This window comes from Ramlibacter tataouinensis (assembly GCF_001580455.1).
GTDB classification, from domain to species: Bacteria; Pseudomonadota; Gammaproteobacteria; order Burkholderiales; family Burkholderiaceae_C; genus Ramlibacter; species Ramlibacter tataouinensis_B.
The window spans coordinates 868,032-891,020 of sequence record NZ_CP010951.1; the positions used below are offsets into that span (position 1 = coordinate 868,032).

Below are 22,989 nucleotides of genomic sequence, written 5' to 3' on the forward strand. Positions count from 1 at the left end.
GCATCTTGTCACGTATGCCGCATCGCTTGCGGCGTTACTTGCACTGGTCGGCTGGCTTGATGCCGTTGTCGGCCAGCACGCCGGCCAGCAGGGGATTCTTCGCCCCCGGCAAGGGAATCCGATCGAACTCGATGAACTTCGGAATGTGATCGGGACGCCGGGTCTGGCCGGCCGGGCCGGCGAAGCCGGTTTCGCCCTGTCCCAGGTGCAGCACCTCCCGGGCGGTGGCAATTTCGATATGGCCGTCGCGCACGAAGACGAACAGGCCCTCCTCCGCATCGGAGACGCCCTCGCTGGTGAACAGCTTGGCCGGCACCTCCACGCCGTCCGGGCGCGGGCCGTCGACCGGCGGCTCCAGGCTGATCGCGCGGATACCCGTGGGGGAGATGAACAGGCCCTGCCCGGCCTGCAGCACCTGCAGCGCCGTCAGCCCGGTGGCCGAGACCTCGATGGAGCCCAGCCAGATCCAGAGGGTCAGGCCCGAATCGGGGTCGCCCGGCTCGCCTGCGCAGGGGCCGGTGCACATGATGTCGAAGCCGGTGCCGCGGATGCCGATGGTCGCGGTGGCCGTCGAGAAGCCGACATTGCGGTTGTTCGCCTTGGCGATCAGCCCGGTCAGGGCGCGCACCGAGCCGCGCAGCACCGAGACGAGGAAGCGCCCCTCCCCCGCGTTGCTGCTGTCGAAGACGAAGTTGTCGATGCGGAAGCGGCTGTTGGACCCCAGCGTGATCCGGGATTCATCCCGGAAGGCGAGCACCGTGCGCGTATTCGCCGCGGTCTCGACCGTTTCGCCCGCATAGACGCTGCCGCCTTCGACGACGAGGCGCCGCTGGCCCGCCGCATCCACCGCCTGCACCACGCCCTGCGCCATGACGACCTTGGCGCTGGCCTTGATCGTGGCCGGACGCGCGCCGGCCGCCACGCCGGCGGACTCGGTGGCGCAGTCCCCGGCGCACACCCGGGCGTCGAAGTCGGTGCCGCGGATGCCGATGGTCGCCGTGCTGGTCTGCACGCGCGCGGCGTTGGGCGAGCTCTTGGAGACCAGCCCCGTGACGGCGCGGAAGCCGCCCCGCACCAACTGCATCAGCAGGCTGTTGTCCGGCGCGTTTTCCTTGAACTTGTACTGCGACAGGACCAGTTCCGAATTCGGCCTGACCGTCATGCGGGTGCCGTCATCCAGCTTGATGACCGCCAGGGCGCCCTCGGAGGTGGTGAGCCGGTCGCCCTCCCGCAGCGGCAGTCCCTTGCCAAGCGTGCGCGGCGTCTGTCCGGGCGATTGCGCGAAGCCGACGCCGCGCGAGAACTCGACCTCGCCGCCGGCAGGCTGCGCGCCGGCCGCGAAGGCCGCGAGCAGCAGCCCGATCCCCAGTGCGGCGCGCGCCAGGGGCAATTTCTCGATCGGCGACATGAACACTCCTCCGGACACGGCTCTTCCTCTGGACCTCAGCCGTGAAGTTATACACGGTTACAAGATTCAGTTCCACGCGCAGCCCTGGCGCGGGCCCGCGTGGCTGTGCGGATTGTCACGAAGGCCGGTGATTCGAAGCGCCGGCCGCCAGGGCGGCGCGCAGCGCGTCGTCGAGGGCCGGCAGGGCGGATTCGATGCCCTGGAGCAGCTGCGGCGGCGCCTCCCGCTGCGCTGGCGCCCACACCGGGGCCGGGAAGCGGCTGTCCCACTCGAAGCGGGCGATCACGTGCCAGTGCAGGTGCGGCACCATGTTGCCCAGCGCGGCCAGGTTGATCTTGGCCGGCTGCAGCTGCTGGCGGACGACCCGCTCGACGCAGGCGACCGCTTCCATGCACAGCGCCCGGTCAGCCGGCGCCAGGTCGGAGAACTCGGACACGTGGTCGGTCCAGATCACGCGATAGAAGGCCGGAAAGCCCGGCTCCGTGGCGCGGATCACGCGGAACCTGTCGCCGCGGAACACCAGCTGGCCGCCGTCGCCGTCGCAAAGGGGACAGCCGGCGGCGCGCATCAGACCAGCACCCGCTCGATGCCGCCCGAGTTGGCGGCGTGCACGTAGTCAGGCATCCAGTTCTCGCCGAGGATGTGCCTGGCCATCTCCACCACGATGTAGTCGGCCTCGAGCAGGCCGTTCTGCAGGTCGTGGCTGTAGCGCGTCAGGCCCTGCAGGCAGCTCGGGCAGCTGGTGAGGATCTTGATGTTGTCGGTGGCGCCGACCTTACCGCTGGCGCGCAGCGCCGCTTCGTCCTTGCGCAGCTCCTCCTCCTTGCGGAAGCGGACCTGCGTGGAGATGTCGGGGCGGCCGACCGCCAGCGTGCCGGATTCGCCGCAGCAGCGCTCGGATTTGCGCACGTCCGGGCCGACCAGCGCCTTCACGGTCTTCATCGGGTCCTGCAGCTTCATCGGCGAGTGGCAGGGGTCGTGGAACATGTACGCCTGCGCGCCCGCCCCCGTATCCAGCTTGATCCCCTTTTCCAGCAGGTACTCGTGGATGTCGACGATGCGGCAGCCCGGAAAGATCTTGTCGAACTCGTAGCCCTGCAGCTGGTCGTAGCAGGTGCCGCAGGAGACCACCACGGTCTTGATGTCCAGGTAGTTCAGGGTGTTGGCCACGCGGTGGAACAGCACCCGGTTGTCCGTGATCATCTTCTCGGCCTTGTCGAACTGACCGGCGCCGCGCTGCGGATAGCCGCAGCACAGGTAGCCGGGCGGCAGCACCGTCTGCACGCCGGCATGCCACAGCATCGCCTGGGTGGCCAGTCCGACCTGCGAGAACAGGCGCTCGGAGCCGCAGCCCGGGAAGTAGAACACCGCCTCGGTCTCCGACGTGGTCGCCTTCGGGTCCCGGATGATGGGCACGTAGTCCTTGTCCTCGATGTCCAGGAGCGCGCGCGCCGTCTTCTTGGGCAGGCCGCCCGGCAGCTTCTTGTTGATGAAGTGGATCACCTGCTCCTTGATCGGAGCGGCGGCGCCGCTGGTGGCCGGCGGCTTGCCCACCTGCTTGCGCGCAAAGCCGCGCAGCAGGTTGTTGGCCATGCGCTGGGCCTTGTAGCCGACGCCGACCACCGCCGTGCGCAGCAGCTTGATCGTCTCCGGATTGGTGGCGTTGAGCATCAGCATGGCCGCGGCGCTGCCCGGCCGGAAGCTCTTCTGTCCCATCTTGCGCAGCAGGTTGCGCATGTTCATCGAGACGTCGCCGAAGTCGATCTTCACCGGGCACGGCGAGGCGCACTTGTGGCACACGGTGCAGTGCTCGGAGACGTCCTCGAACTCCTGCCAGTGCTTGACCGAGACGCCACGGCGGGTCTGCTCCTCGTACAGGAAGGCCTCGACCAGCAGCGAGGTGGCCAGGATCTTGTTGCGCGGGCTGTACAGCAGGTTGGCGCGCGGCACGTGGGTGGCGCACACCGGCTTGCACTTGCCGCAGCGCAGGCAGTCCTTGATCGACTCGCTGATCGCGCCGATGTCCGACTGCTGCATGATCAGCGACTCGTGCCCCATCAGGCCGAAGCTGGGCGTGTAGGCGTTGGTCAGGTCGGCGTACACCGAGCCCGGCGCGTCGGCCTGCGCGTGCCGCAGCAGCTTGCCCTTGTTGAAGCGCCCTTCCGGGTCGACCTGCCGCTTGTAGTCGGCAAAGGGCTGCAGCTCCTCGTCGGTGAGGAATTCGAGCTTGGTGATGCCGATACCGTGCTCGCCCGAGATCACGCCGTTGAGCGAACGGGCCAGCACCATGATGCGCTTCACGGCCGCATGGGCGCTTTGCAGCATCGCGTAGTCGTCGCTGTTGACCGGGATGTTGGTGTGCACGTTGCCGTCGCCGGCGTGCATGTGCAGCGCCACCCAGACCCGGCCCTTGAGCACGCGCTTGTGGATGGCATTCGCCTCCGCCAGGATGGGCGCGAAGGCCTGGCCCGCGAAGATGACCTGCAGCGGCGCCCGGATCTGGGTCTTCCAGCTGGCGCGCAGGCTGTGGTCCTGCAACTGCGGGAAGTGGCTGTCGATGTTCGCCAGCCACTCGTGCCACTGGCCGCGCACCTCGCGCACCAGCGCCAGGGCCTGTCCGACACGGTCTTCCAGCAGTTCGGCCGACGGGATCTCGCTGGCGTCGTCCTGCTTGCCCAGCGGCAGGTTGCCGCGGCTGAAGAAGGCCTCGAGGTGGTCCGCGAACTCTATCTTGTTGGCCAGCGACAGCTCGATGTTGATGCGCTCGATGCCGTCGGTGTACTCCGCCATCCGCGGCAGCGGAATCACCACGTCCTCGTTGATCTTGAAGGCGTTGGTGTGGCGGCTGATCGCCGCGGTGCGCTTGCGGTCCAGCCAGAACTTCTTGCGCGCCTCGGGGCTGACGGCCACGAAGCCCTCGCCTTCGCGCGAATTGGCGATGCGCACCACCTCGGACGTGACGCGCGCCACTTCGTCGGCGTCGTCGCCGCTGATGTCGCCGACCAGCACCATCTTGGGCAGCACGGCGCGCTTGGACTTGGTGGCGTAGCCCACCGCCCGCAGGTAGCGGTCGTCCAGGTGCTCCAGGCCGGCCAGCAGCACGCCCGAGCGCTTCTGCTCGGCGAACATGAGGTCCTTGATCTCCACGATGCTGGGCACGGCGTTGCGCGCATGGCCGAAGAATTCCAGGCAGACCGTGCGCGTGTGGGCGGGCATGCGGTGCACCACCCAGCGGGCGCTGGTGATCAGGCCGTCGCAGCCTTCCTTCTGGATGCCGGGCAGGCCGGCCAGGAACTTGTCGGTGACGTCCTTGCCCAGGCCTTCCTTGCGGAAGGTGCGGCCGGGGATCTCGAGCTGTTCCACGCGCACCGGCTTGTCCCAGGCGACCTTGCCGGCAGCGTCGAAATAGCGCAGTTCGAAGCGGGCGACCTCGGCGTCGTGGATCTTGCCGAGGTTGTGGTCCATGCGGACCACTTCCAGCCACTGCGCCTGCGGCGTCACCATGCGCCAGGACACCAGGTTGTCCAGGGCGGTGCCCCACAGCACGGCCTTCTTGCCGCCGGCGTTCATCGCGATGTTGCCGCCGATGCAGGAGGCCTCGGCCGAAGTGGGGTCCACCGCGAACACGAAGCCGGCGCGCTCGGCCGCGTCGGCCACGCGCTGGGTGACCACCCCGGCCTCGGTCCAGACGGTGGGCTGCGGCTGTTCGTGCCCGGGAATCCGGACCAGCTCGACCTCGGTCATGGCCTCCAGCTTCTCGGTGTTGATGACCGCGCTCTTCCAGTCCAGCGGCACGGCGCCGCCGGTGTAGCCGGTGCCGCCGCCGCGCGGGATGATGGTCAGGCCCAGCTCGATGCAGCCCTTGACCAGTCCGGCCATCTCGGCCTCGGTGTCGGGTGTGAGCACCACGAAGGGGTATTCGACGCGCCAATCGGTCGCATCAGTCACGTGCGAGACACGGGCCAGGCCGTCGAAGCGGATGTTGTCCTTGGCGGTGTAGCGTCGCAGCGCCCGTTGGGTGCGCCGGCGCAGCTCTGCCACGTCGCGGAAGCCGGAATCGAAGGCCTGCACGGCCTGCCGCGCCTGGTCCAGGAGTTCGCCCACAAGCGCATCGCGCTCGGCGTCGCCGCCGGGCGTGCGGCGCTTCTGCACCTCCGTCAGCCGGTGGTTCAGGGCGTCCACCAGCAGCTTGCGCCGGCCGGGGTTGTCCAGCAGATCGTCCTGCAGGTAGGGATTGCGCTGGACCACCCAGATGTCGCCCAGCACTTCGTACAGCATGCGGGCCGAACGCCCGGTGCGGCGCTCCTCGCGCAGCCGGTTGAGCACCGCCCATGCGCGGGCGCCCAGCAGCCGGATCACGATCTCCCGGTCGGAGAAGGAGGTGTAGTTGTAGGGGATCTCGCGCAGGCGCGGTGCTTCGTCGCCGGCCGCGACCAGGAACTGGTTGAGCGTGGTGGGTGCGTTCATTCTCGGTAGGGCGCTACAGCCGAACGAATGCAACGCGGCTGAGGAGAGATGTTACCGCAGCGCAGCAAAGCCTTGCCTGCGCCAGTGGAAACCCGCTTGTAGCCGGGCAGGGCCGCGGGTTAAATCGCCGTCACAAAACCAACGTAGAGTCAGCGCCTTCACAACAAGGACGCACAGCCCAGGAGCATCAGATGAAATTCAGGATTTCCGCCCTCATTGCGGCGGCCACCTTCTCCGTCTCCGCCCAGTCCCAGACCGAAATCCAGTGGTGGCACTCGATGACCGCGGTCAACAACGAGTGGGTCAACGACCTGGCCAAGCAGTTCAACGACAGCCAGAAAGATTACAAGATCGTGCCCATCTACAAGGGCCAGTACTTCGAGTCGATGCCCGCGGCCATCGCCGCCTACCGGGCGGGCCAGCAGCCGCACATCCTGCAGGTGTTCGAGGTCGGAACGGCCACGATGATGGCCGCCAAGGGCGTCACGGTGCCGGTGGGCAAGGTGATGCAGGACGCCGGCTTCAAGTTCGACCCGGCCGCCTATATCCCCTCGGTCGCAAGCTACTACACGGCGCCCAACGGCCAGATGCTGAGCCTGCCGTTCAACAGCTCCACAACGGTCTTCTACATCAACAAGGACGCCTTCAAGGCGGCTGGCCTGGATCCCGCCAAGCCGCCGGCGACCTGGCCGGAAGTCGCGTTGGCAGCCGCCAAGCTCAAGACCAGCGGCCACAAGTGCCCGCTGACCATCGGCTGGCAGGGCTGGACGCAGCTGGAGAGCTTCTCCACCTGGCACAACGTCGAGCTGGCCACGCAGGGCAACGGGCTGAAGGGTCCCGGCGCGCGCATGGTCGCCAATTCGCCGCTGCACGTGCGGCACATCGAGAACCTGGCGAACATGGCCAAGACCGGCCTCTTCGTCTACAAGGGCCGCGCCAACATCCCCGAAGCCACGTTCATCTCGGGCGAGTGCGCGATGATCACCACCTCGTCCGGCTTCTACGGCAACGTCAAGAAGAATGCGAAGTTCGACTTCGCCGTCACCACCATGCCCTTCTACCCGGACGTGCCGGGCGCGCCGCAGAACACCGTCATCGGCGGGGCCAGCCTGTGGGTGATGGCCGGCAAGAAGCCCGAGGAATACAAGGGCGTGGCCAGGTTCTTCGACTTCATCTCCAAGCCTGACGTCCAGAGCGAAAGCCACAAGCGCACGGGCTACCTGCCGATCACCATGGCAGCCTTCCAGCTGACCGAGAAGTCGGGCTTCTACAAGCAGAATCCCGGCACCGACACCGCCGTCAACCAGATGATCCGCAAGACGACAGAAAAGTCGCGCGGCATCCGCCTGGGCAACTACCTGCAGATCCGCACCATCGAGGACGAGGAACTCGAACAGGTCTGGGCCGGCAAGAAGTCGCCCAAGGAGGCCCTCGACTCGATCGTCACGCGCGGCAACGAACTCATCGAGCGCTTCGAAAAGACGAACAAGAACTGATGGCGGCGGAAAAGCGCGTCGTATTCCGCTCTTCGTGGCTGCCTTGGGTGCTGCTGGCACCCCAGGTGGCCGTCATCAGCGTCTTCTTCTTCTGGCCCGCCGGCGAGACGGTGATCCAGGCCTTCCAGCGTTCCGACGCGTTCGGCACGTCGGTGGAATGGGCGGGGCTGGACAACTTCCGTGACCTCTGGAATGACCCGACCTACCTCGCGTCGTTCTGGACCACGGCGGTGTTTTCCTTCCTGGTGGCGTCTGCGGGCATTTCGCTGTCGCTGCTGCTGGCCGTCTTCGCCGACCGGGTGGTGCGCGGCAGCATGGCCTACCGCACGCTGCTGATCTGGCCCTATGCGGTCGCGCCCGCGGTGGCCGGCGTGCTGTGGCTGTTCATGTTCGCGCCCAGCGTGGGCATCGTCGCCTACCTGCTCAACGAGTGGGGCTTCGAGTGGAACAGCCTGCTCAATAGCCGCCACGCCATGGCTTTGATCGTGATGGCCGCGGTGTGGAAGCAGATCTCGTACAACTTCCTGTTCTTCCTCGCCGGCCTGCAGAGCATCCCCAAGTCACTGATCGAGGCCGCGGCGATCGACGGGGCCGGCGCCTGGCGGCGCTTCTGGACCGTGCAGTTCCCGCTGCTGTCGCCCACCACCTTCTTCCTGCTGGTGATCAACGTCATCTACGCCTTCTTCGAGACTTTCGCCATCGTCGACGCCTCCACCCAGGGCGGGCCCGGCAAGGACACGGCGATCCTCGTCTACAAGGTGTACTACGACGGATTCAAGGCGCTGGACATCGGCGGCTCGGCCGCGCAGTCGGCCGTGCTGATGGCGATCGTGATCGCGCTCACGGTGCTGCAGTTCCGGTTCGTCGAGAAGCGCGTCAACTACTAAAACAAGAACATGGACCCCCACGCTCGTCACTACGTGTACTCGCTGCCTCCCGAGGGGGCTTCAGCCTCCTTGAGGCGGCTCGGCGGAGGCTGACACTCGCATGGTCGAACGACGTCCCGGCCTTTCCCTGCTGTCGCACATGGTGCTGATCCTGGGCGTGCTCATCGTGGCGCTCCCGGTCTACATCACCCTGGTCGCGTCCAGCCACGACACCCAGACCATCGTCCACCCGCCGATGCCTTTGACCATCGGCGACCATCTGGTGGAGAACTACCAGGCGGTACTGACCGGCACCCAGGGCGGCTCGGGGTCGAAGGCGCCGGTGGCGCGCATGATGACCGTGAGCCTGATCTGCGCGCTGACGATCTCGCTCGGCAAGATCGCGATTTCGCTGCTGTCGGCCTTCGCCATCGTCTACTTCCGCTTCCCCTTCCGCAACTTCTTCTTCTGGGCGATCTTCGTCACCCTGATGCTGCCGGTGGAGGTGCGGATTGCGCCCACCTACAAGGTGGTCGCCGACCTCGGGATGCTGAACACCTACGCGGGGCTCACGGTCCCCCTGATCGCGTCGGCCACCGCCACTTTCCTGTTCCGGCAGTTCTTCCTGACGGTGCCGGACGAACTGGTGGAAGCCGCGCGCATGGACGGCGCCGGACCCATGCGCTTCTTCAAGGACGTGCTGCTGCCGCTGTCGGCCACCTCCATCGCCGCGCTGTTCGTGATCCAGTTCATCTACGGCTGGAACCAGTACCTGTGGCCGCTGCTGGTGACCACGCAGGAGGATATGTACCCGGTGGTGATCGGCATCAAGCGCATGATCTCCGGCGGCGAGGCACAGACGGAATGGGGCGCGGTGATGGCCACCGCCATGCTGGCGATGATCCCGCCGGCCGTGGTCGTGATCCTGATGCAGAAGTGGTTCGTCAAGGGCCTGGTCGATACTGAAAAATAGAGAAATGGCAGCCATCCAACTCAAGGACGTGGTCAAGCGCTACGGCACCGGCAAGCACGAGCTGCAGGTGATCCACGGCGTCAACGCCGACATCGCCGACCGCGAGTTCATCGTCGTCGTCGGTCCGTCCGGCTGCGGCAAGTCCACGCTGCTGCGCATGGTGGCGGGGCTGGAGGAGATCTCCGGCGGCGAGATCCGCATCGGCGATCGCGTGGTCAACGACCTGGAGCCCGCCGAGCGCGACATCGCCATGGTGTTCCAGAACTACGCGCTCTATCCGCACATGAGCGTATTCGACAACATGGCCTACGGCCTGAAGATCAAGAAGATGCCGCCGGCCGAGATCCGCCAGCGTGTGGACAAGGCCGCCGGCATCCTCGAGCTGTCGCATCTGCTCGACCGCAAGCCCCGCCAGCTTTCGGGCGGCCAGCGCCAGCGCGTGGCCATGGGCCGCGCCATCGTGCGCCAGCCGCAGGTGTTCCTGTTCGACGAGCCACTGTCCAATCTGGACGCCAAGCTGCGCGCGCAAACCCGGCTGGAGATCCAGAAGCTGCACCGCGAACTGGGCATCACCTCGCTGTTCGTCACCCACGACCAGGTGGAGGCGATGACGCTGGCCCAGCGCATGATCGTGATGAACGCAGGCAACATGGAGCAGTTCGGCACGCCGGAAGAGGTGTACCACCGTCCGGCCTCCACCTTCGTCGCCAGCTTCATCGGCTCGCCGCCGATGAACCTGCTCAAGAACGTGCAGGGCGGCCGCAGCGGCGCGATCACCGGCATCCGCCCCGAGCACCTGGACGTTGCCCAGGACGGCTGGGAAGTGCGCACCGAGACCGTCGAGATGCTGGGTGCCGAGCGCCTGATCTACGGGCGCCTGAATGGCGAGCAAATGATCGTGCGGGTGGCGGAGCACGATCCGGTGCCCGCGCCCGACCAGGTGATCCACGTCAAGCCGCGCGAGGACCGGCTGCACTGGTTCGACGCCGGCACCGGCAAGCGAATCTGAAGGATGCCACCCTGGCCCTACCCCCGCTGGATCGCCCACCGCGGCGCCGGCGAGCTGGCGCCTGAAAACACGCTGGCGGCGTTTCGCCTGGGCGCAGAGTACGGCTTTCGCATGTTCGAATGCGACGCCAAGCTGGCCGCGGACGGCGTGCCCTTCCTGATGCACGACGCCACCCTGGACCGCACGACCAATGCCCGGGAGATCTTCGGGCCTGCGCCCAGCAACATCGGCGGCGACCATCCCTGGAGTGAACTCGCCCGGCTCGACGCCGGCAGCTGGCACTCGGGCCGCTATGCCGGTGAGCCCCTGCCGAGCCTGGAGAACGTGTCGCGCTTCTGCCTGGCCAACGACTACCTCCTGAACATCGAGATCAAGCCGACGCCCGGCTTCGAGCGCCCCACCGGCGAGGTGGTGGCGCGCCATGCCGACCGGCTGTGGAACAACGCGCCGGTGCCGCCGCTGCTCACCTCCTTCCGGCCGGAAGCGCTGCAAGGCGCGCTGGCCACCGCCCCGCGCCTGCCGCGCGGCCTGCTGCTCGAAACGCTCTGGTCCGGCTGGCTGGAGGTGGCCCAGTCGCTTGGCTGCGTGGCCATCGTGTGCAATCACGCGCTCTGGGACCGCGCCACCGTCGACCGGGTCCACGGCGCCGGCCTGCGCTGCCTGAGCTACACGCCCAACGACGAGGCGACCGTGCAGCGGCTGACCGGCCTGGGCACCGACGGCATCATCACCGACCGCGTCGACCTGTTCTCGCCCGCGGGCTAGGGCCTGTTAACGCTATGGGAGGGCTCGCGCCGGTGGCTGTCAGGCTGCAGGGCTAGGCGCGGCCGAGGCCGTGTGCTCGTGCACACAACGAGGTCGCAACGACGCCCTGCGGCCTGACAGCCACCGGCCCGAAGGGTGACCCAGGAAACGGGCGCCCTCCGCGTTGCAAATGCTCGCCGGGGCCCCACCCCGGCTGTGCTTTGCGCCTTGATGGCGCCCGTTTCCTGGGTCACGCGAGCCCTCCCATAGCGTTAACAGGCCCTAGCGAAGGTTTATTTGAGATCGCTGGCCAGCGAGGCCAGCGTCTCGGGCGTGATGCTGGTGTGCGCCGGATAGTTGCGGTGGTCGCACCCGAGCTTGACGCCGGCGCCGGCCTTCACGGCCTGGACCATGGCCGGCGTGAACTCGAACCGCAGGAAATGCACCGCCGAGGTCTTGTCCTCGGTTTCCCGGTCGAGGTCCTCGTCGGCGATCGCATACACGCGCTCGTGGCCCTCGACTTCGACGAACATCCGGTCCTCTACGCCGATCAGGCGGGCGAGCTCGCGCCGGCGCTCGTTGACGTCGGGGTACTCGATCAGCAGGGTCGCCTTCCAGTTGCTGCCGTCCGGCACCAGCGGGGCATAGGCCTCGATCTCGCCCTGGATGCCCTCTTCCTCGAAGATCTTCTCCAGGCGCAGCATCTCCTGGATCTGGTAGCGGATCGTGGTCTCGCTCTCGAACTGCAGCGACACGTGTTCGCCCAGCGGCACGGTGCGCAGCTTGCGGTGCGCGACCACCTCGGGCTTGTGCGCCTTGCGCCATTTCGCGTACGCCTCCAGCGACATCAGGTTGTCGGGCGTGATTCTTCCGGTGAGTTGCATGAGCCGATTCAATCCAGTCCGTAGGCCATCCGCACCAGGGACAGCGGGTGTTCGAGTTTCGGGCTGCCCAGCGCGTTGCGCTCGAAGCCCTGGCCGATGTGGTGGCCGGCCAGCGCGCAATCGGAGCTGACGAAGTCCGGCGCGCCGCCGGCCGGATGCTCGGACATGCGCTTGAACAGCGGCTTGCCGATCTTCATCGCCACCTCGTGGGTGCCGGTCTTGACGCCGTAGGTGCCGGCGTGGCCCGAGCAGCGCTCGTTGGTGTGCACCTGCGTGCCCGGGATCATCTTCAGCAGCTCCTCGGTCTTGCGGCCGATGTTCTGCACCCGCTGGTGGCACGGCACCTGATAGCTCACCTTGCCCAGCGGCCGGCTGAAATCGGTCTTGAGCAGGCCGTCGCGGCGGCGGGCGCCGAGGTACTCGAACGGGTCCCACATCGCTTCCTTGACCGCCTGCACCTCCGCGTCATCCGGGTACATCAGCGGAAGCTCCTGCTTGAACATCAGCGTGCAGCTGGGCACCGGCGAGACGATCGCCCAGCCCTCCTTCGCATACTTCGCCAGCACCGGGATGTTGGCGCGCTTGCTGGCATCCACCGACTCCAGGTCGCCCAGCTCGAGCTTGGGCATGCCGCAGCATTTCTCCTTGCTCACGACCGTGTACGGAATGTCGTTGTGCGCCAGGATCTTCAGCAGGTCCAGCCCGATTCCCGGCTCGTTGTAGTTCACGTAGCAGGTGGAATACACCACCACCTTGCCGGGCGAGCGCTCGCCGTCCCGCACTTCGAGCTTGGGTGAATCGGGCGCGGCGCTGCGGAACCGGCGCGTGGCCAACGCCGGCAGCCAGGCGTGGCGATCCACGTGCAGGCCCTTCTCCAGCGCGGCGCGCGCCGGCGCGGTCTGGTTCACCGCATTGACCACCTGCGTCACGACCGGAATCCCCGCCAGCTGGCCGTGCAGGTCGGTCGAGGACAGCAGCTTGGAGCCGAAATCGACGCCGCCTTTCCTGAACTTGATGGCCTTGGCCCGCAGCATGGTGTGCGGGAAGTCCACGTTCCACTCGTGCGGCGGCACGTAGGGGCACTTGGTCATGTAGCACAGGTCGCACAGGTAGCAGTGGTCGACCACCTTCCAGTAGTCCTGCTTGTCCACCCCGTCGACCTCGCCGGTCTTGCCCTCGTCCACCAGGTCGAACAGGGTCGGGAAGGAGTTGCACAGGCTGACGCAGCGCCGGCAGCCATGGCAGATGTCGAAGATGCGCTCGAGCTCCTTGAACGCGGCTTCCTCATCGTAGAAGGCCGGGTTCTTCCAATCGATCGGGTGCCTGGTCGGCGCCTCCAGGCTGCCTTCGCGGGGTGCGGTCATCTGTTCTCCCGTGATGCCTGTTCACATCGTTGTCGGCAGCGTCCTGCGTGAAGCTGCATGACGAATGGCGGATCGCGCGCAGGCACCCCGCCATTCGTCATACACCGGGGCCCACCCCGGTGCCGCGGTCTCAGTCGACCAGTTCGTTCAGCGCCCTGGTGTAGCGATTGGCATGGGAGCGCTCGGCCTTGGCCAGCGTCTCGAACCAGTCGGCCACTTCGTCGAAGCCTTCCTCGCGGGCCGTCTTGGCCATGCCGGGGTACATGTCGGTGTACTCGTGGGTCTCACCGGCGACCGCCGCCTTCAGGTTGTCGCGGGTGGCGCCGATGGGCAGCCCGGTAGCCGGGTCGCCGCACTGCTCCAGCCACTCCAGGTGGCCGTGCGCGTGGCCGGTCTCGCCTTCGGCCGTGGAGCGGAACAGCGCCGCCACGTCGTTCTGGCCTTCGACGTCGGCCTTGTTCGCGAAGTACAGGTAGCGGCGATTGGCCTGGGATTCGCCCGCGAAGGCGGCCTTCAGGTTGTCTTCCGTCTTGGAGCCTTTGAGTGCTGCCATGGAATCTCCTTGGGTTGATGACGATGCGACTCGGCCACCGCGCGCGCGGGACCAAGACCAAGGCAGCCTATCCCGCGTCGAATGCTCCGTCTAATTGGATGCGTCAATGCACTCGATTGTTTTTGACTATCAATCAATCTATAAACATAGTATAACGCTCTAGCGTTCGATGACCCGGACGATTACCCTTCAAAGCACCCCCACGATCCGGCCAACCTCGAAGGAGAGCCATGTCCGCCGCATCGAAAGCCGCCGCCGCGCTGCCGGCGCCGCCACCGATTCAGCAGTTGCACCACTTCGCCTATCGCGCCCGGGATGCGGAAGAGACACGGCGCTTCTACGAGGACATCCTCGGGCTGCCGCTCTACCACATCATCCAGAGCGACCATGTTCCCAGCACCGGCGAGTACTGCCCTTACACACACTTCTTCTTCCGCTTGCAGGACGGCTCCTTTATCGCCTTTTTCGACCTGGGGGACGACCAGGCCTGCGAGCCTTCACCGAACACGCCCAAGTGGGTGAACCACATCTCCTTCCGGGTCGACTCGATGCAGGCGCTGCACGACATGAAGGCGCGGCTGGAAGCCCATGGTGTGGAAGTGCTGGGCATCACGGACCACCACATCTTCCACAGCATCTACTTCTTCGACCCCAACGGCATTCGCCTCGAGCTGACGGCCCAGCTGGCCGACGAGTTCCAGATGCTGGAGGAAAGCAAGACGGCGCGCGCCCGCCTGGACGAATGGACTGCCCGCAAGGAACAGTGGCGCCGCGAGCGCGCGGCGGGCAACGCGGCCGAGCCGCTCAAGCCGCAGCGCAACGACCGGCCGGAGTTTGCCAAGCCGCAATGAGGGCCTGACGCCAGCTCAAGGAGACCGCATGGGGGAGCGTTTCGCTGACACCGCGTTCACCAACAGCTACGAGTTCGCCCAGGGCACGGGCTACGTGCTGCCCGAATACCCCTTCGTCGCGCCGCCCGAGCTCGCGTCGGGCCAGGCCGGCCACCATCCCATCGTGATCGTCGGCGGCGGCCTGGCCGGGCTGACCATGGCCTGCTGCCTCGCCCACTACGGGGTGGCCGCGGTGCTGCTGGACGAGGACAACACGGTCGGCGTCAAGGGCGCGTCCTCGCGCGGCATCTGCTACACGCAGCGCTCGCTCGAGATCTTCGAACGGCTGGGCATCTACGAGCGGATCGTCGCCAAGGGCATCCAGTGGAGCGTCGGCCGAACCTTCGCCGGCCGGGACGAGGTCTATTCGTTCGACCTGCGCCAGCAGAGCAGCTACAGCCTGTCGAGCCAGCCGCCTTTCATCAATATCCAGCAGTTCTACATCGAGGCCTTCCTGGTCGACCGCATCCGGGAACTCGGCTCCGTGCAACTGCGCTGGAGCAACCGGGTCACCGCTTTCGAGCAGGACCGTGCGGGCGCCACGCTCAGCGTGAGCACGCCGGCCGGCGCCTACCAGATCCGGGCCGACCACGTGATCGACGCCAGCGGTTCGCGCAGCCCCTTCCGCGCCTGGGTCGGCGCCTCGGTCACGGCCAAAAAGGGCGATGACCGCTGGTGCATTGCCGACGTGCGCTTTTCCAAGCACCCGCCGGTGGAGCGCCACACCTGGATCGAGGCACCGTTCAACGAGAACCGGGCCGTGTGGCAGCACCTGATGGGCGACAACGTCTGGCGCATCGACTACCAGATGGCGCCCAACGCGGACCCCGAGCAGGTCAGCCGGGAGGCGGTGGTGCGTGAGCGCCTGGAGCGCCAGTTCGGCGCCGACTGCGAGCTGGAGATCGTCTGGGTCGGCCCCTATGCCTATCGCAGCGAATGCGTGGACCAGATGCGCCACGGGCACCTGTACTTCATGGGCGATGCCGCCAAGGTCGTGAGCCCGTTCGGTGCCCGGGGCGGCAACACGGGCATCGCCGATGCGGACAACCTGGCGTGGAAGCTGGCGGCGGTGGTGAAGGGCCAGGCCGGACCCGCCCTGCTCGACAGCTATCACGAGGAAAGGCATGAAGCGGCCCGGCAGAACGTGCTGGTCACCAACCGGACGGCGCGCTTCCTGCGCCCTTCCGGCCCGGTGGAAAAACTGTTCCGGGACGCGGCCCTGGGCTTGGCGCGCCAGTACGTTTTCGCGCGGCAGTTCGTCAACACCGGCCGCATGGCGATCGCCAATCCCTACACCCGCTCCAGCGCCTGCGTGGCCGGCGGCGGCCAGCCGGTGCAGAACGCCTCCTTCCAATGGTCCGACGGCTCCGAAGGACGCGTGAACGACCTGCTGCGCTGGGCCGGCGGCCACCTCTTGCTGCTGCTGTTCGGCGACATCGCCGCCCCCAATCTGCGGCGCCTGCGCGACCTGGCCGACAGCGCGCCGCTGCGCTGTGTGCAGGTGCTGGACCTGGACGCCGCGCCGGACGCGGCCGAGTACGTGCGCGATCCGCACGGCAACTTGCAGGCGGCGTGCCATGTTTTCGGTCATGCCTGGGCGCTGCTGCGCCCGGACGCCTATGTTGCGGCGACCGGCGAAACCGTGGACGCGTCGCTGGTCGACGCCGTCGGCAACGCGCTCGGCGCCGTGGAGGCTCACGCATGAAAACAGCCCTGAACCTGCAGGACGCGGATGGCTTCTATGAGCAGCTCCTCGACGCCCACGAGGGGCTGTCGGACGAGCAGTCACGGCTGCTGGATGCCCGCCTGATCCTGCTGCTGGCCAACCAGGTCGGCGATGCCCGGGTGCTCGCCGATTGCGTGCAGGCGGCCCGGCAGATGCCCGCGCCCGGAGGCAGCTGAGGCAGTGTTCCGGGGCGGGGGACGCGGCCGCGGGCTGGTATTGTTCAGCTTTCGACACTGGACATCATGATTTTCGTCACCGGCGGATGCGGCTTCATCGGCTCCTGCTTCGTACTGGACTGGCTGCGCGACCAGCAAGAGCCGCTGCTCAACATCGACGCGCTGACCTACGCGGGCCATCCGGGCAACCTGGAGGCCGCGGCCGGCAATCCCAACTATCACTTCGTGCACGGCGACATCCGTGACAAGAGCCTGATGCGCGACCTGTTCCAGCAGTGGAAGCCGCGCGCCATCGTCCATTTCGCCGCGGAAAGCCATGTCGACCGCTCGATCGCGGCGCCCTCTGCCTTCGTCGACACCAACGTGACCGGCACCGTCAACCTGCTGCAGGCCGCGCAGGAGCTGGTCCAGACCCTGCCGCCCGAGGAGGCGCACGCCTTCCGCTTCCTGAACGTCTCCACCGACGAGGTGTTCGGCTCGCTGGAGCCCACCGACGCGGCTTTCTCGGAGGCCCACCGGTATCAGCCCAACAGCCCGTACTCGGCGTCGAAAGCGTCGGCCGATCATTTCGTGCGCGCCTGGTGGCACACCTACCAGCTGCCGACGATCACCACCAACTGCTCGAACAACTACGGTCCGCGCCAGTTTCCCGAGAAGCTGATCCCCCTGGTCATCCACAATGCCCTGCGCGGGCAGCCCTTGCCGGTGTATGGCGACGGCATGCAGGTGCGCGACTGGCTGCATGTGTCGGATCACTGCAGCGCCCTGCGGGCCGTGCTGGCCCAGGGGCGGCCGGGCGAGACCTACAACATCGGCGGGCGCTCCGTAATGACCAACCTGGACGTGGTGCGCGGCATCTGCGCCATGCTCGACGAATTGCGCCCGCGCGCCACGCCCCACGCCGGACTGATCACCCACGTGACCGACCGCCGCGGCCACGACCGGCGCTACGCGATCGACGATTCGCGCCTGGCCGCCGAACTCGGGTGGCAGCCGAAGATGCGGTTTGCCGATGGCATCCGCCAGACGGTGCAGTGGTACCTGGACAACTCCGCCTGGGTGGAGTCGGTCACCAGTGGCAGCTATCGGCAGTGGGTGGAGCAGCAATACCACTCGCGGGCGGCGCGCTGATGAAGGTCCTGCTCTTCGGCGGCCGCGGGCAGGTGGGCTGGCAGTTGCGCCGCAGCCTGTCGCTGCTCGGCGAAGTCGTCGTCGCCGAGCGCCAGGGCACCCCCTGCTGCGGCGACCTGCTGCAGCCTGCCGCGATCCGTGACGCCATCCTCGCGCTGCGTCCGCAGGCGGTGGTCAACGCGGCAGCCTACACCGCCGTGGATCGTGCCGAAGACGAGCCCGAGCTGGCTTTCGCCATCAACGCCCGCGCATGCGAGGCCATGGCCGAGGCCTGCACGCAGGCCGGCTGCTGGCTCGTCCACTATTCGAGCGACTACGTCTACCGGGGTGACGGCGCGGGCCCCTGGCGGGAAACCGATCCCTGCGAGCCGCTGGGCGTCTACGGCAAGAGCAAGCTGCAGGGCGACCTGGCGGTGGCGACGACGCCGCGCCACCTGATCCTGCGGACCAGCTGGGTCTTCGAGACCTGGGGCGGGAACTTCCTGAAGTCCATCCTCAAGGCCGCCCGCGACCGCGATGAGCTCAGCGTGGTCAGCGACCAATGGGGAGCCCCCACCCGGGCCGCGCTCATCGCCGACGTCACGGCGCTGGCGCTGCGGCAGCTGCGCCAGGACCCCGATGCCATGGCACGGGCGGGTGTCTACCACCTGGCCGGCGCCGGCGAGACCAATTGGCACGCTTACGCCTGCTTCGCCATCGAGCAAGCCGCTGCCGCCGGCCTTCCCCTGCGGGCGCGGTCCTCGCAGGTGCGGGCGATCTCCACCGCCGACTACGCGGCGCGGGCGCCGCGGCCGGCCAACTCGCGGCTGGATACCACGCGCCTGCGCTCGGGTTTCGGCATCCACCTGCCCCCGTGGCAGGATGGGGTCTCGGCAGTCGTCGCCGAACTGGCCCGGCAGGCGCTTGCCGCTTCCTGACACGCTCCGCACAGAAAGAACTCGCATGTCCCAACAGCACGGCAAGCGCAAGGGCATCATCCTGGCCGGTGGCGCCGGCACTCGCCTGCATCCGGCCACACTGGCGATTTCCAAGCAGCTGCTGCCGGTGTTCGACAAGCCGATGGTCTACTACCCGCTGGCCACGCTGATGCTGGCCGGCATCCGAGACGTGCTGGTGATCAGCACGCCCGAGGACACGCCGCGCTTCGAGCAGCTGCTCGGTGACGGCTCGCAGTGGGGGCTGAACCTGCAGTTCGCGGTGCAGCCCCGGCCGGAGGGACTGGCCCAGGCCTTCCTGATCGGGCGCGCCTTCCTGGACGGCGGCCCGAGCGCCCTGGTGCTGGGCGACAACATCTTCTACGGACACGACCTCGTCAAGCTGTTGCAGGACGCCAATGCGCAGGCCGACGGGGCGACGGTGTTCGCCTACCACGTGAAGGACCCGCATCGCTACGGCGTGGTCGCTTTCGACGAGCGGGGGCGCGCCACCTCGATCGAGGAGAAACCGCTGCATCCCAGGAGCAACTTCGCGGTCACCGGTCTTTACTTCTATGACGGGGACGTGTGCGACGTCGCTGCCCAGGTCCGGCCATCGGCGCGTGGCGAGCTCGAAATCACCAGCGTCAACCAGCATTACCTGGAACACGGGAAGCTGAGCGTGCGCACCATGGGCCGCGGCTTCGCCTGGCTCGACACCGGCACGCACGAGAGCCTGCTGGAGGCCAGCCAGTTCATCCATACGCTCGAGCAGCGGCAAGGGCTGAAGGTCGCCTGCCCGGAAGAGATCGCCTGGCGCAACCGCTGGATCAGCGACGACCAGTTGCTGGCCCTGGCCCAGGCCTTGGGCAAGAGCGCCTACGGGCAGTACCTCACCAGCCTGCTGAAGGCGGGGGGCGCCTGGTGATCATCGAACGCACCCACCTGCCCGAGGTCCTGGTGCTGCAGCCCCGAGTGTTCGGGGACGAGCGGGGCTTCTTCACGGAAAGCTGGAACAAGGCACGTTTCGACGAGGCGGCGGGCGCCGCGGTCGAATTCGTGCAGGACAACCACTCGCGCTCCAGCCGGGGCGTCCTGCGAGGCCTGCACTACCAGATCCAGCAGCCGCAGGGCAAGCTGGTGCGCGTGGTGTCGGGCCGGGTGTTCGACGTGGCGGTCGACCTGCGCCGGTCCTCGCCGCGCCTCGGCCAATGGGTGGGCGTGGAGCTGAGCGCGGAAAACCACCGCCAGCTGTGGGTGCCGCCCGGGTTCGCGCACGGCTACCTCACCCTGTCCGAAACCGCGGACTTCCTCTACAAGGCGACCGACTACTACGCGCCGCAGCACGAACGCGCGCTGCTGTGGAACGATCCCCATCTCGCCATCGAGTGGCCGCTGTCGGCCATCGACGGCGCCCCGACGCTCTCGGCCAAGGACCTGCAGGCGGCCGCCTGGAGGCACTGCCCGCTGTACGACTGAGGTTTGCTTTCGCGGGGCGAATAAAATTGGGGCAGCGGCGGCCTTCTGCCATCGCCATCCCCCACCCATGAACGACACCACCGCCCAGCCGGGCCTGAACAGCCTTTCCAAGTCCTTCGAACCCGCGCCCATCGAGGCGCGCTGGGGTTCCGTATGGGAGGAGCGCGGCTACGCGCGGGCGGGCTGGCGCGGCACCGGCCAGGCGCGCGAGGGCGAGCCCGCCTTCGCCATCCAGCTGCCGCCGCCCAACGTCACCGGCACGCTGCACATGGGCCATGCGTTCAACCAGACGATCATGGACAGCCTGACGCGCTACCACCGCATGCGCGGCTTCAACACGCTGTGGGTGCCCGGCACCGACCACGCCGGCATCGCCACCCAGATCGTGGTGGAGCGCCAGCTGCAGGACCAGCAGCTGTCCCGCCACGACCTCGGCCGCAAGAACTTCGTGGCCAAGGTGTGGGAGTGGAAGGAGAAGTCCGGCAACATCATCACCTCGCAGATGCGGCGCCTCGGCGCCAGCGTGGACTGGTCGCACGAGTACTTCACGATGGACGACAAGCTGTCGAACGTCGTGACCGAAACCTTCGTGCGCCTGTACGAGCAGGGGCTGATCTACCGCGGCAAGCGGCTGGTGAACTGGGACCCGGAACTGAAGTCCGCGGTGAGCGACCTCGAAGTGGAAAGCGAAGAGGAAGACGGCTTCCTCTGGCACATCCGCTATCCGCTGGCCGACGGCTCCGGCGCGCTGACGGTGGCGACGACGCGCCCGGAGACCATGCTCGGCGACGTCGCCGTGATGGTCCACCCCGATGATGAGCGCTACCGGCAGCTCATCGGCCAGAAGGTGAAGCTGCCACTGTGCGATCGCGACATCCCGGTGATCGCCGACGAGTACGTGGACCGCGAGTTCGGCACCGGCGTCGTCAAGGTCACGCCCGCGCACGACCCGAACGACTACGCCGTGGGCCAGCGCCACGGCTTGCCGATGATCGGCGTACTGACGCTGGATGCCAGGATCAATGACAACGCGCCGGCGAAGTACCGCGGCCTGGACCGCTTCGCTGCCCGCAAGGCGGTGGTCGCCGACCTCGAGGCGCAGGGCCTGCTGGCCGAGACCAAGAAGCACCGGCTGATGGTGCCGCGCTGCGCGCGCACCGGCCAGGTCGTCGAGCCCATGCTGACCGACCAGTGGTTCGTCGCCGTCAGCAAGGTGAGCGACAAGGATCCCACCGGCAAATCGATCGCGCAGAAAGCCATCGACGCGGTGGAGTCCGGCGCCGTCAGCTTCGTGCCGGAGAACTGGGTCAACACCTACAACCAGTGGATGAACAACATCCAGGACTGGTGCATCTCGCGCCAGCTCTGGTGGGGCCACCAGATCCCGGCCTGGTACGACGAGGACGGCAACATCTACGTGGCCCGCAACGAGCAGGAAGCGCAGGCGCAGGCGCCCGGCAAGCAACTGCGCCGCGACGAGGACGTGCTGGACACCTGGTACTCCTCGGCCCTGGTGCCCTTCTCGACGCTGGGCTGGCCGGCCAAGACACAGGAGCTGGACCTGTACCTGCCCTCCTCGGTACTGGTGACCGGCTACGAGATCATTTTCTTCTGGGTCGCCCGCATGATCATGATGAGCACCCACTTCACCGGGCAGGTGCCTTTCCGCAGCGTCTACATCCACGGGATGGTGCGCGACAGCGAAGGCAAGAAGATGAGCAAGTCCGAGGGCAATGTGGTCGACCCGGTGGACCTGATCCAGGGCGCCGACCTAGACACGCTGCTGCACAAATCGACCGTCGGCCTGCGCCGGCCGGAGACGGCGCCCAAGGTGATGGCGCGGGTGCGCAAGGAATTCCCGCAGGGCATGCCCGCCTACGGCGCCGATGCGCTGCGCTTCACCATGGCCAGCTACGCCAGCCTGGGCCGCAACATCAACTTCGATACCAAGCGCTGCGAGGGCTACCGCAACTTCTGCAACAAGCTCTGGAACGCCTCGCGCTTCGTGCTGATGAACTGCGAGGGCCAAGACCTCGCGGAAGCGGGCGCGACGCAGACCCAGGCCGACCGCTGGATCGTCTCGCTGCTGCAGCGCGCGGAGGCCGAAGTGGCCAAGAGCTTTGCCGAGTACCGCCTGGACAACGTCGCTGCCGCGGTCTACCAGTTCGTCTGGGACGAGTTCTGCGACTGGTACCTGGAGATCGCGAAGGTGCAGATCCAGACGGGCGATGCGAACCGGCAGCGCGGCACCCGCCGCACGCTGATCCGCGTGCTGGAGGCGATCCTGCGCCTGGCGCATCCCGTGCTCCCCTTCATCACCGAGGAGCTGTGGCAGGTCGTGGCCCCGGTGGCCGGCAAGGACGGCGAATCGATCAGCCTGGCGCCCTACCCCGCCTCGAACAGCGCCGCCATCGACCCGGCGGCCGAAGCCTATGTGGCGCGCCTGAAATCCGTGGTGGATGCCTGCCGCAACCTGCGCGGCGAGATGAACGTGTCGCCTGCCACGCGGCTGCCGGCCTACGTGGTGACCGAATCCGCCGAGGATGCCGCCTTCATGCGCGAGACGGCGCCCGTGCTGCAGGCGCTGGCGCGCCTGGCCGACCTCAAGCTGTTCGATGACGCCGGCGCCTGGGCCGCCGCGGCCAAGGCCGCCCCGGTTGCGGTGGTCGGGGCCACGCGCCTTTGCCTGTACATGGAGATCGACGTGGCGGCCGAGAAGGCCCGGCTGGCCAAGGAAGCCGAGCGCCTGCGGACCGAACTGGGCAAGGCCAACGGCAAGCTGGCCAACGAATCCTTCGTGGCCAAGGCCCCGCCCGCGGTGATCGAGCAGGAACGCAAGCGCATCGCCGATTTCACCGCGACGCTGGAAAAGATCCAGGACCAGCTGGCTCGCCTGGGCTGAGCCGAGC

The 22,989-nt window shown here is 67.4% G+C and carries 19 protein-coding genes; 13 read left to right on the forward strand and 6 right to left on the reverse strand.

Features of this window, described 5'->3' with window-relative positions:
- Positions 1-34: 34 nt before the first annotated feature.
- From UC35_RS04265 to UC35_RS04275, 3 genes are all read right to left on the reverse strand, one after another.
- Positions 35-1,408, reverse strand: a complete 1,374-nt coding sequence (locus UC35_RS04265; RefSeq protein WP_061496514.1) for a FecR domain-containing protein — start codon at positions 1,406-1,408, stop codon at positions 35-37.
- Between the two features lie 115 nt (positions 1,409-1,523).
- Positions 1,524-1,976: an HIT family protein gene (locus UC35_RS04270; RefSeq protein WP_061496517.1), complete on the reverse strand. Its 453-nt coding sequence runs from the start codon at positions 1,974-1,976 to the stop codon at positions 1,524-1,526.
- Positions 1,976-5,875, reverse strand: a complete 3,900-nt coding sequence (locus UC35_RS04275) for a DUF3683 domain-containing protein (protein ID WP_061496519.1) — start codon at positions 5,873-5,875, stop codon at positions 1,976-1,978. Before UC35_RS04275 ends, UC35_RS04270 begins: the two co-directional genes overlap by 1 nt.
- 191 nt (positions 5,876-6,066) lie before the next feature.
- Between UC35_RS04275 and ugpB the strand changes: the two genes are divergently transcribed.
- From ugpB to ugpQ, 5 genes are all read left to right on the forward strand, one after another.
- Positions 6,067-7,371, forward strand: a complete 1,305-nt coding sequence (gene ugpB / locus UC35_RS04280; RefSeq protein WP_061496521.1) for a sn-glycerol-3-phosphate ABC transporter substrate-binding protein UgpB — start codon at positions 6,067-6,069, stop codon at positions 7,369-7,371.
- The gene (gene ugpA, locus UC35_RS04285) at positions 7,371-8,258 is read left to right on the forward strand and encodes a sn-glycerol-3-phosphate ABC transporter permease UgpA (protein ID WP_061496523.1); all 888 of its coding nucleotides are present in this window, start codon (positions 7,371-7,373) and stop codon (positions 8,256-8,258) included. The genes ugpB and ugpA overlap by 1 nt, the downstream gene beginning before the upstream one ends.
- Before the next feature lie 100 nt (positions 8,259-8,358).
- On the forward strand, positions 8,359-9,210 hold the full coding sequence (gene ugpE / locus UC35_RS04290) for a sn-glycerol-3-phosphate ABC transporter permease UgpE (RefSeq protein WP_061496525.1): 852 nt from the start codon (positions 8,359-8,361) through the stop codon (positions 9,208-9,210).
- 4 nt (positions 9,211-9,214) lie between these two features.
- Positions 9,215-10,219: a sn-glycerol-3-phosphate import ATP-binding protein UgpC gene (locus UC35_RS04295; RefSeq protein WP_061496526.1), complete on the forward strand. Its 1,005-nt coding sequence runs from the start codon at positions 9,215-9,217 to the stop codon at positions 10,217-10,219.
- Between the two features lie 3 nt (positions 10,220-10,222).
- Positions 10,223-10,984: a glycerophosphodiester phosphodiesterase gene (ugpQ, locus tag UC35_RS04300; protein WP_061496528.1), complete on the forward strand. Its 762-nt coding sequence runs from the start codon at positions 10,223-10,225 to the stop codon at positions 10,982-10,984.
- 272 nt (positions 10,985-11,256) lie between these two features.
- Here the strand turns inward: ugpQ and UC35_RS04305 are convergent, their stop codons facing one another.
- The 3 genes from UC35_RS04305 to UC35_RS04315 form a co-directional block, all read right to left on the reverse strand.
- Entirely contained in the window at positions 11,257-11,847 is a 591-nt protein-coding gene (locus tag UC35_RS04305; RefSeq protein WP_061496531.1) for a DUF3501 family protein, read from the reverse strand.
- A gap of 8 nt (positions 11,848-11,855) precedes the next feature.
- The gene (locus UC35_RS04310) at positions 11,856-13,211 is read right to left on the reverse strand and encodes a (Fe-S)-binding protein (RefSeq protein ID WP_061496533.1); all 1,356 of its coding nucleotides are present in this window, start codon (positions 13,209-13,211) and stop codon (positions 11,856-11,858) included.
- A 130-nt stretch (positions 13,212-13,341) separates the two neighbouring features.
- Positions 13,342-13,764, reverse strand: a complete 423-nt coding sequence (locus tag UC35_RS04315) for a rubrerythrin family protein (RefSeq protein WP_061496535.1) — start codon at positions 13,762-13,764, stop codon at positions 13,342-13,344.
- Positions 13,765-13,994: 230 nt separating this feature from the next.
- Here UC35_RS04315 and UC35_RS04320 point away from each other — a divergent pair, with 230 nt between their 5' ends.
- The 8 genes from UC35_RS04320 (at position 13,995) to UC35_RS04355 (ending at position 22,982) form a co-directional block, all read left to right on the forward strand.
- The gene (locus tag UC35_RS04320) at positions 13,995-14,615 is read left to right on the forward strand and encodes a VOC family protein (protein WP_061496537.1); all 621 of its coding nucleotides are present in this window, start codon (positions 13,995-13,997) and stop codon (positions 14,613-14,615) included.
- Between the two features lie 28 nt (positions 14,616-14,643).
- A complete protein-coding gene (locus UC35_RS04325; RefSeq protein WP_061496539.1) occupies positions 14,644-16,359 on the forward strand; it encodes an FAD-dependent monooxygenase in 1,716 nt (571 codons plus the stop codon).
- Positions 16,356-16,556 carry a DUF2783 domain-containing protein gene (locus UC35_RS04330; RefSeq protein ID WP_061496541.1) on the forward strand — a complete coding sequence of 67 codons (201 nt, stop codon included), beginning with the start codon at positions 16,356-16,358 and terminating at the stop codon, positions 16,554-16,556. Before UC35_RS04325 ends, UC35_RS04330 begins: the two co-directional genes overlap by 4 nt.
- A 66-nt stretch (positions 16,557-16,622) precedes the next feature.
- A complete protein-coding gene (gene rfbB / locus UC35_RS04335) occupies positions 16,623-17,687 on the forward strand; it encodes a dTDP-glucose 4,6-dehydratase (protein WP_061496543.1) in 1,065 nt (354 codons plus the stop codon).
- A complete protein-coding gene (gene rfbD / locus UC35_RS04340) occupies positions 17,687-18,604 on the forward strand; it encodes a dTDP-4-dehydrorhamnose reductase (RefSeq protein ID WP_061496545.1) in 918 nt (305 codons plus the stop codon). The genes rfbB and rfbD overlap by 1 nt, the downstream gene beginning before the upstream one ends.
- A 25-nt stretch (positions 18,605-18,629) precedes the next feature.
- Positions 18,630-19,529 carry a glucose-1-phosphate thymidylyltransferase RfbA gene (gene rfbA, locus UC35_RS04345; protein ID WP_061496547.1) on the forward strand — a complete coding sequence of 300 codons (900 nt, stop codon included), beginning with the start codon at positions 18,630-18,632 and terminating at the stop codon, positions 19,527-19,529.
- Positions 19,526-20,080, forward strand: coding sequence for a dTDP-4-dehydrorhamnose 3,5-epimerase (gene rfbC, locus UC35_RS04350; RefSeq protein WP_061496549.1), 555 nt, complete (start codon positions 19,526-19,528; stop codon positions 20,078-20,080). The genes rfbA and rfbC overlap by 4 nt, the downstream gene beginning before the upstream one ends.
- 67 nt (positions 20,081-20,147) lie before the next feature.
- Positions 20,148-22,982 (forward strand): valine--tRNA ligase, encoded by a 2,835-nt coding sequence (locus UC35_RS04355; RefSeq protein ID WP_061496552.1) that lies wholly within the window; start codon positions 20,148-20,150, stop codon positions 22,980-22,982.
- Positions 22,983-22,989 lie beyond the last annotated feature (7 nt).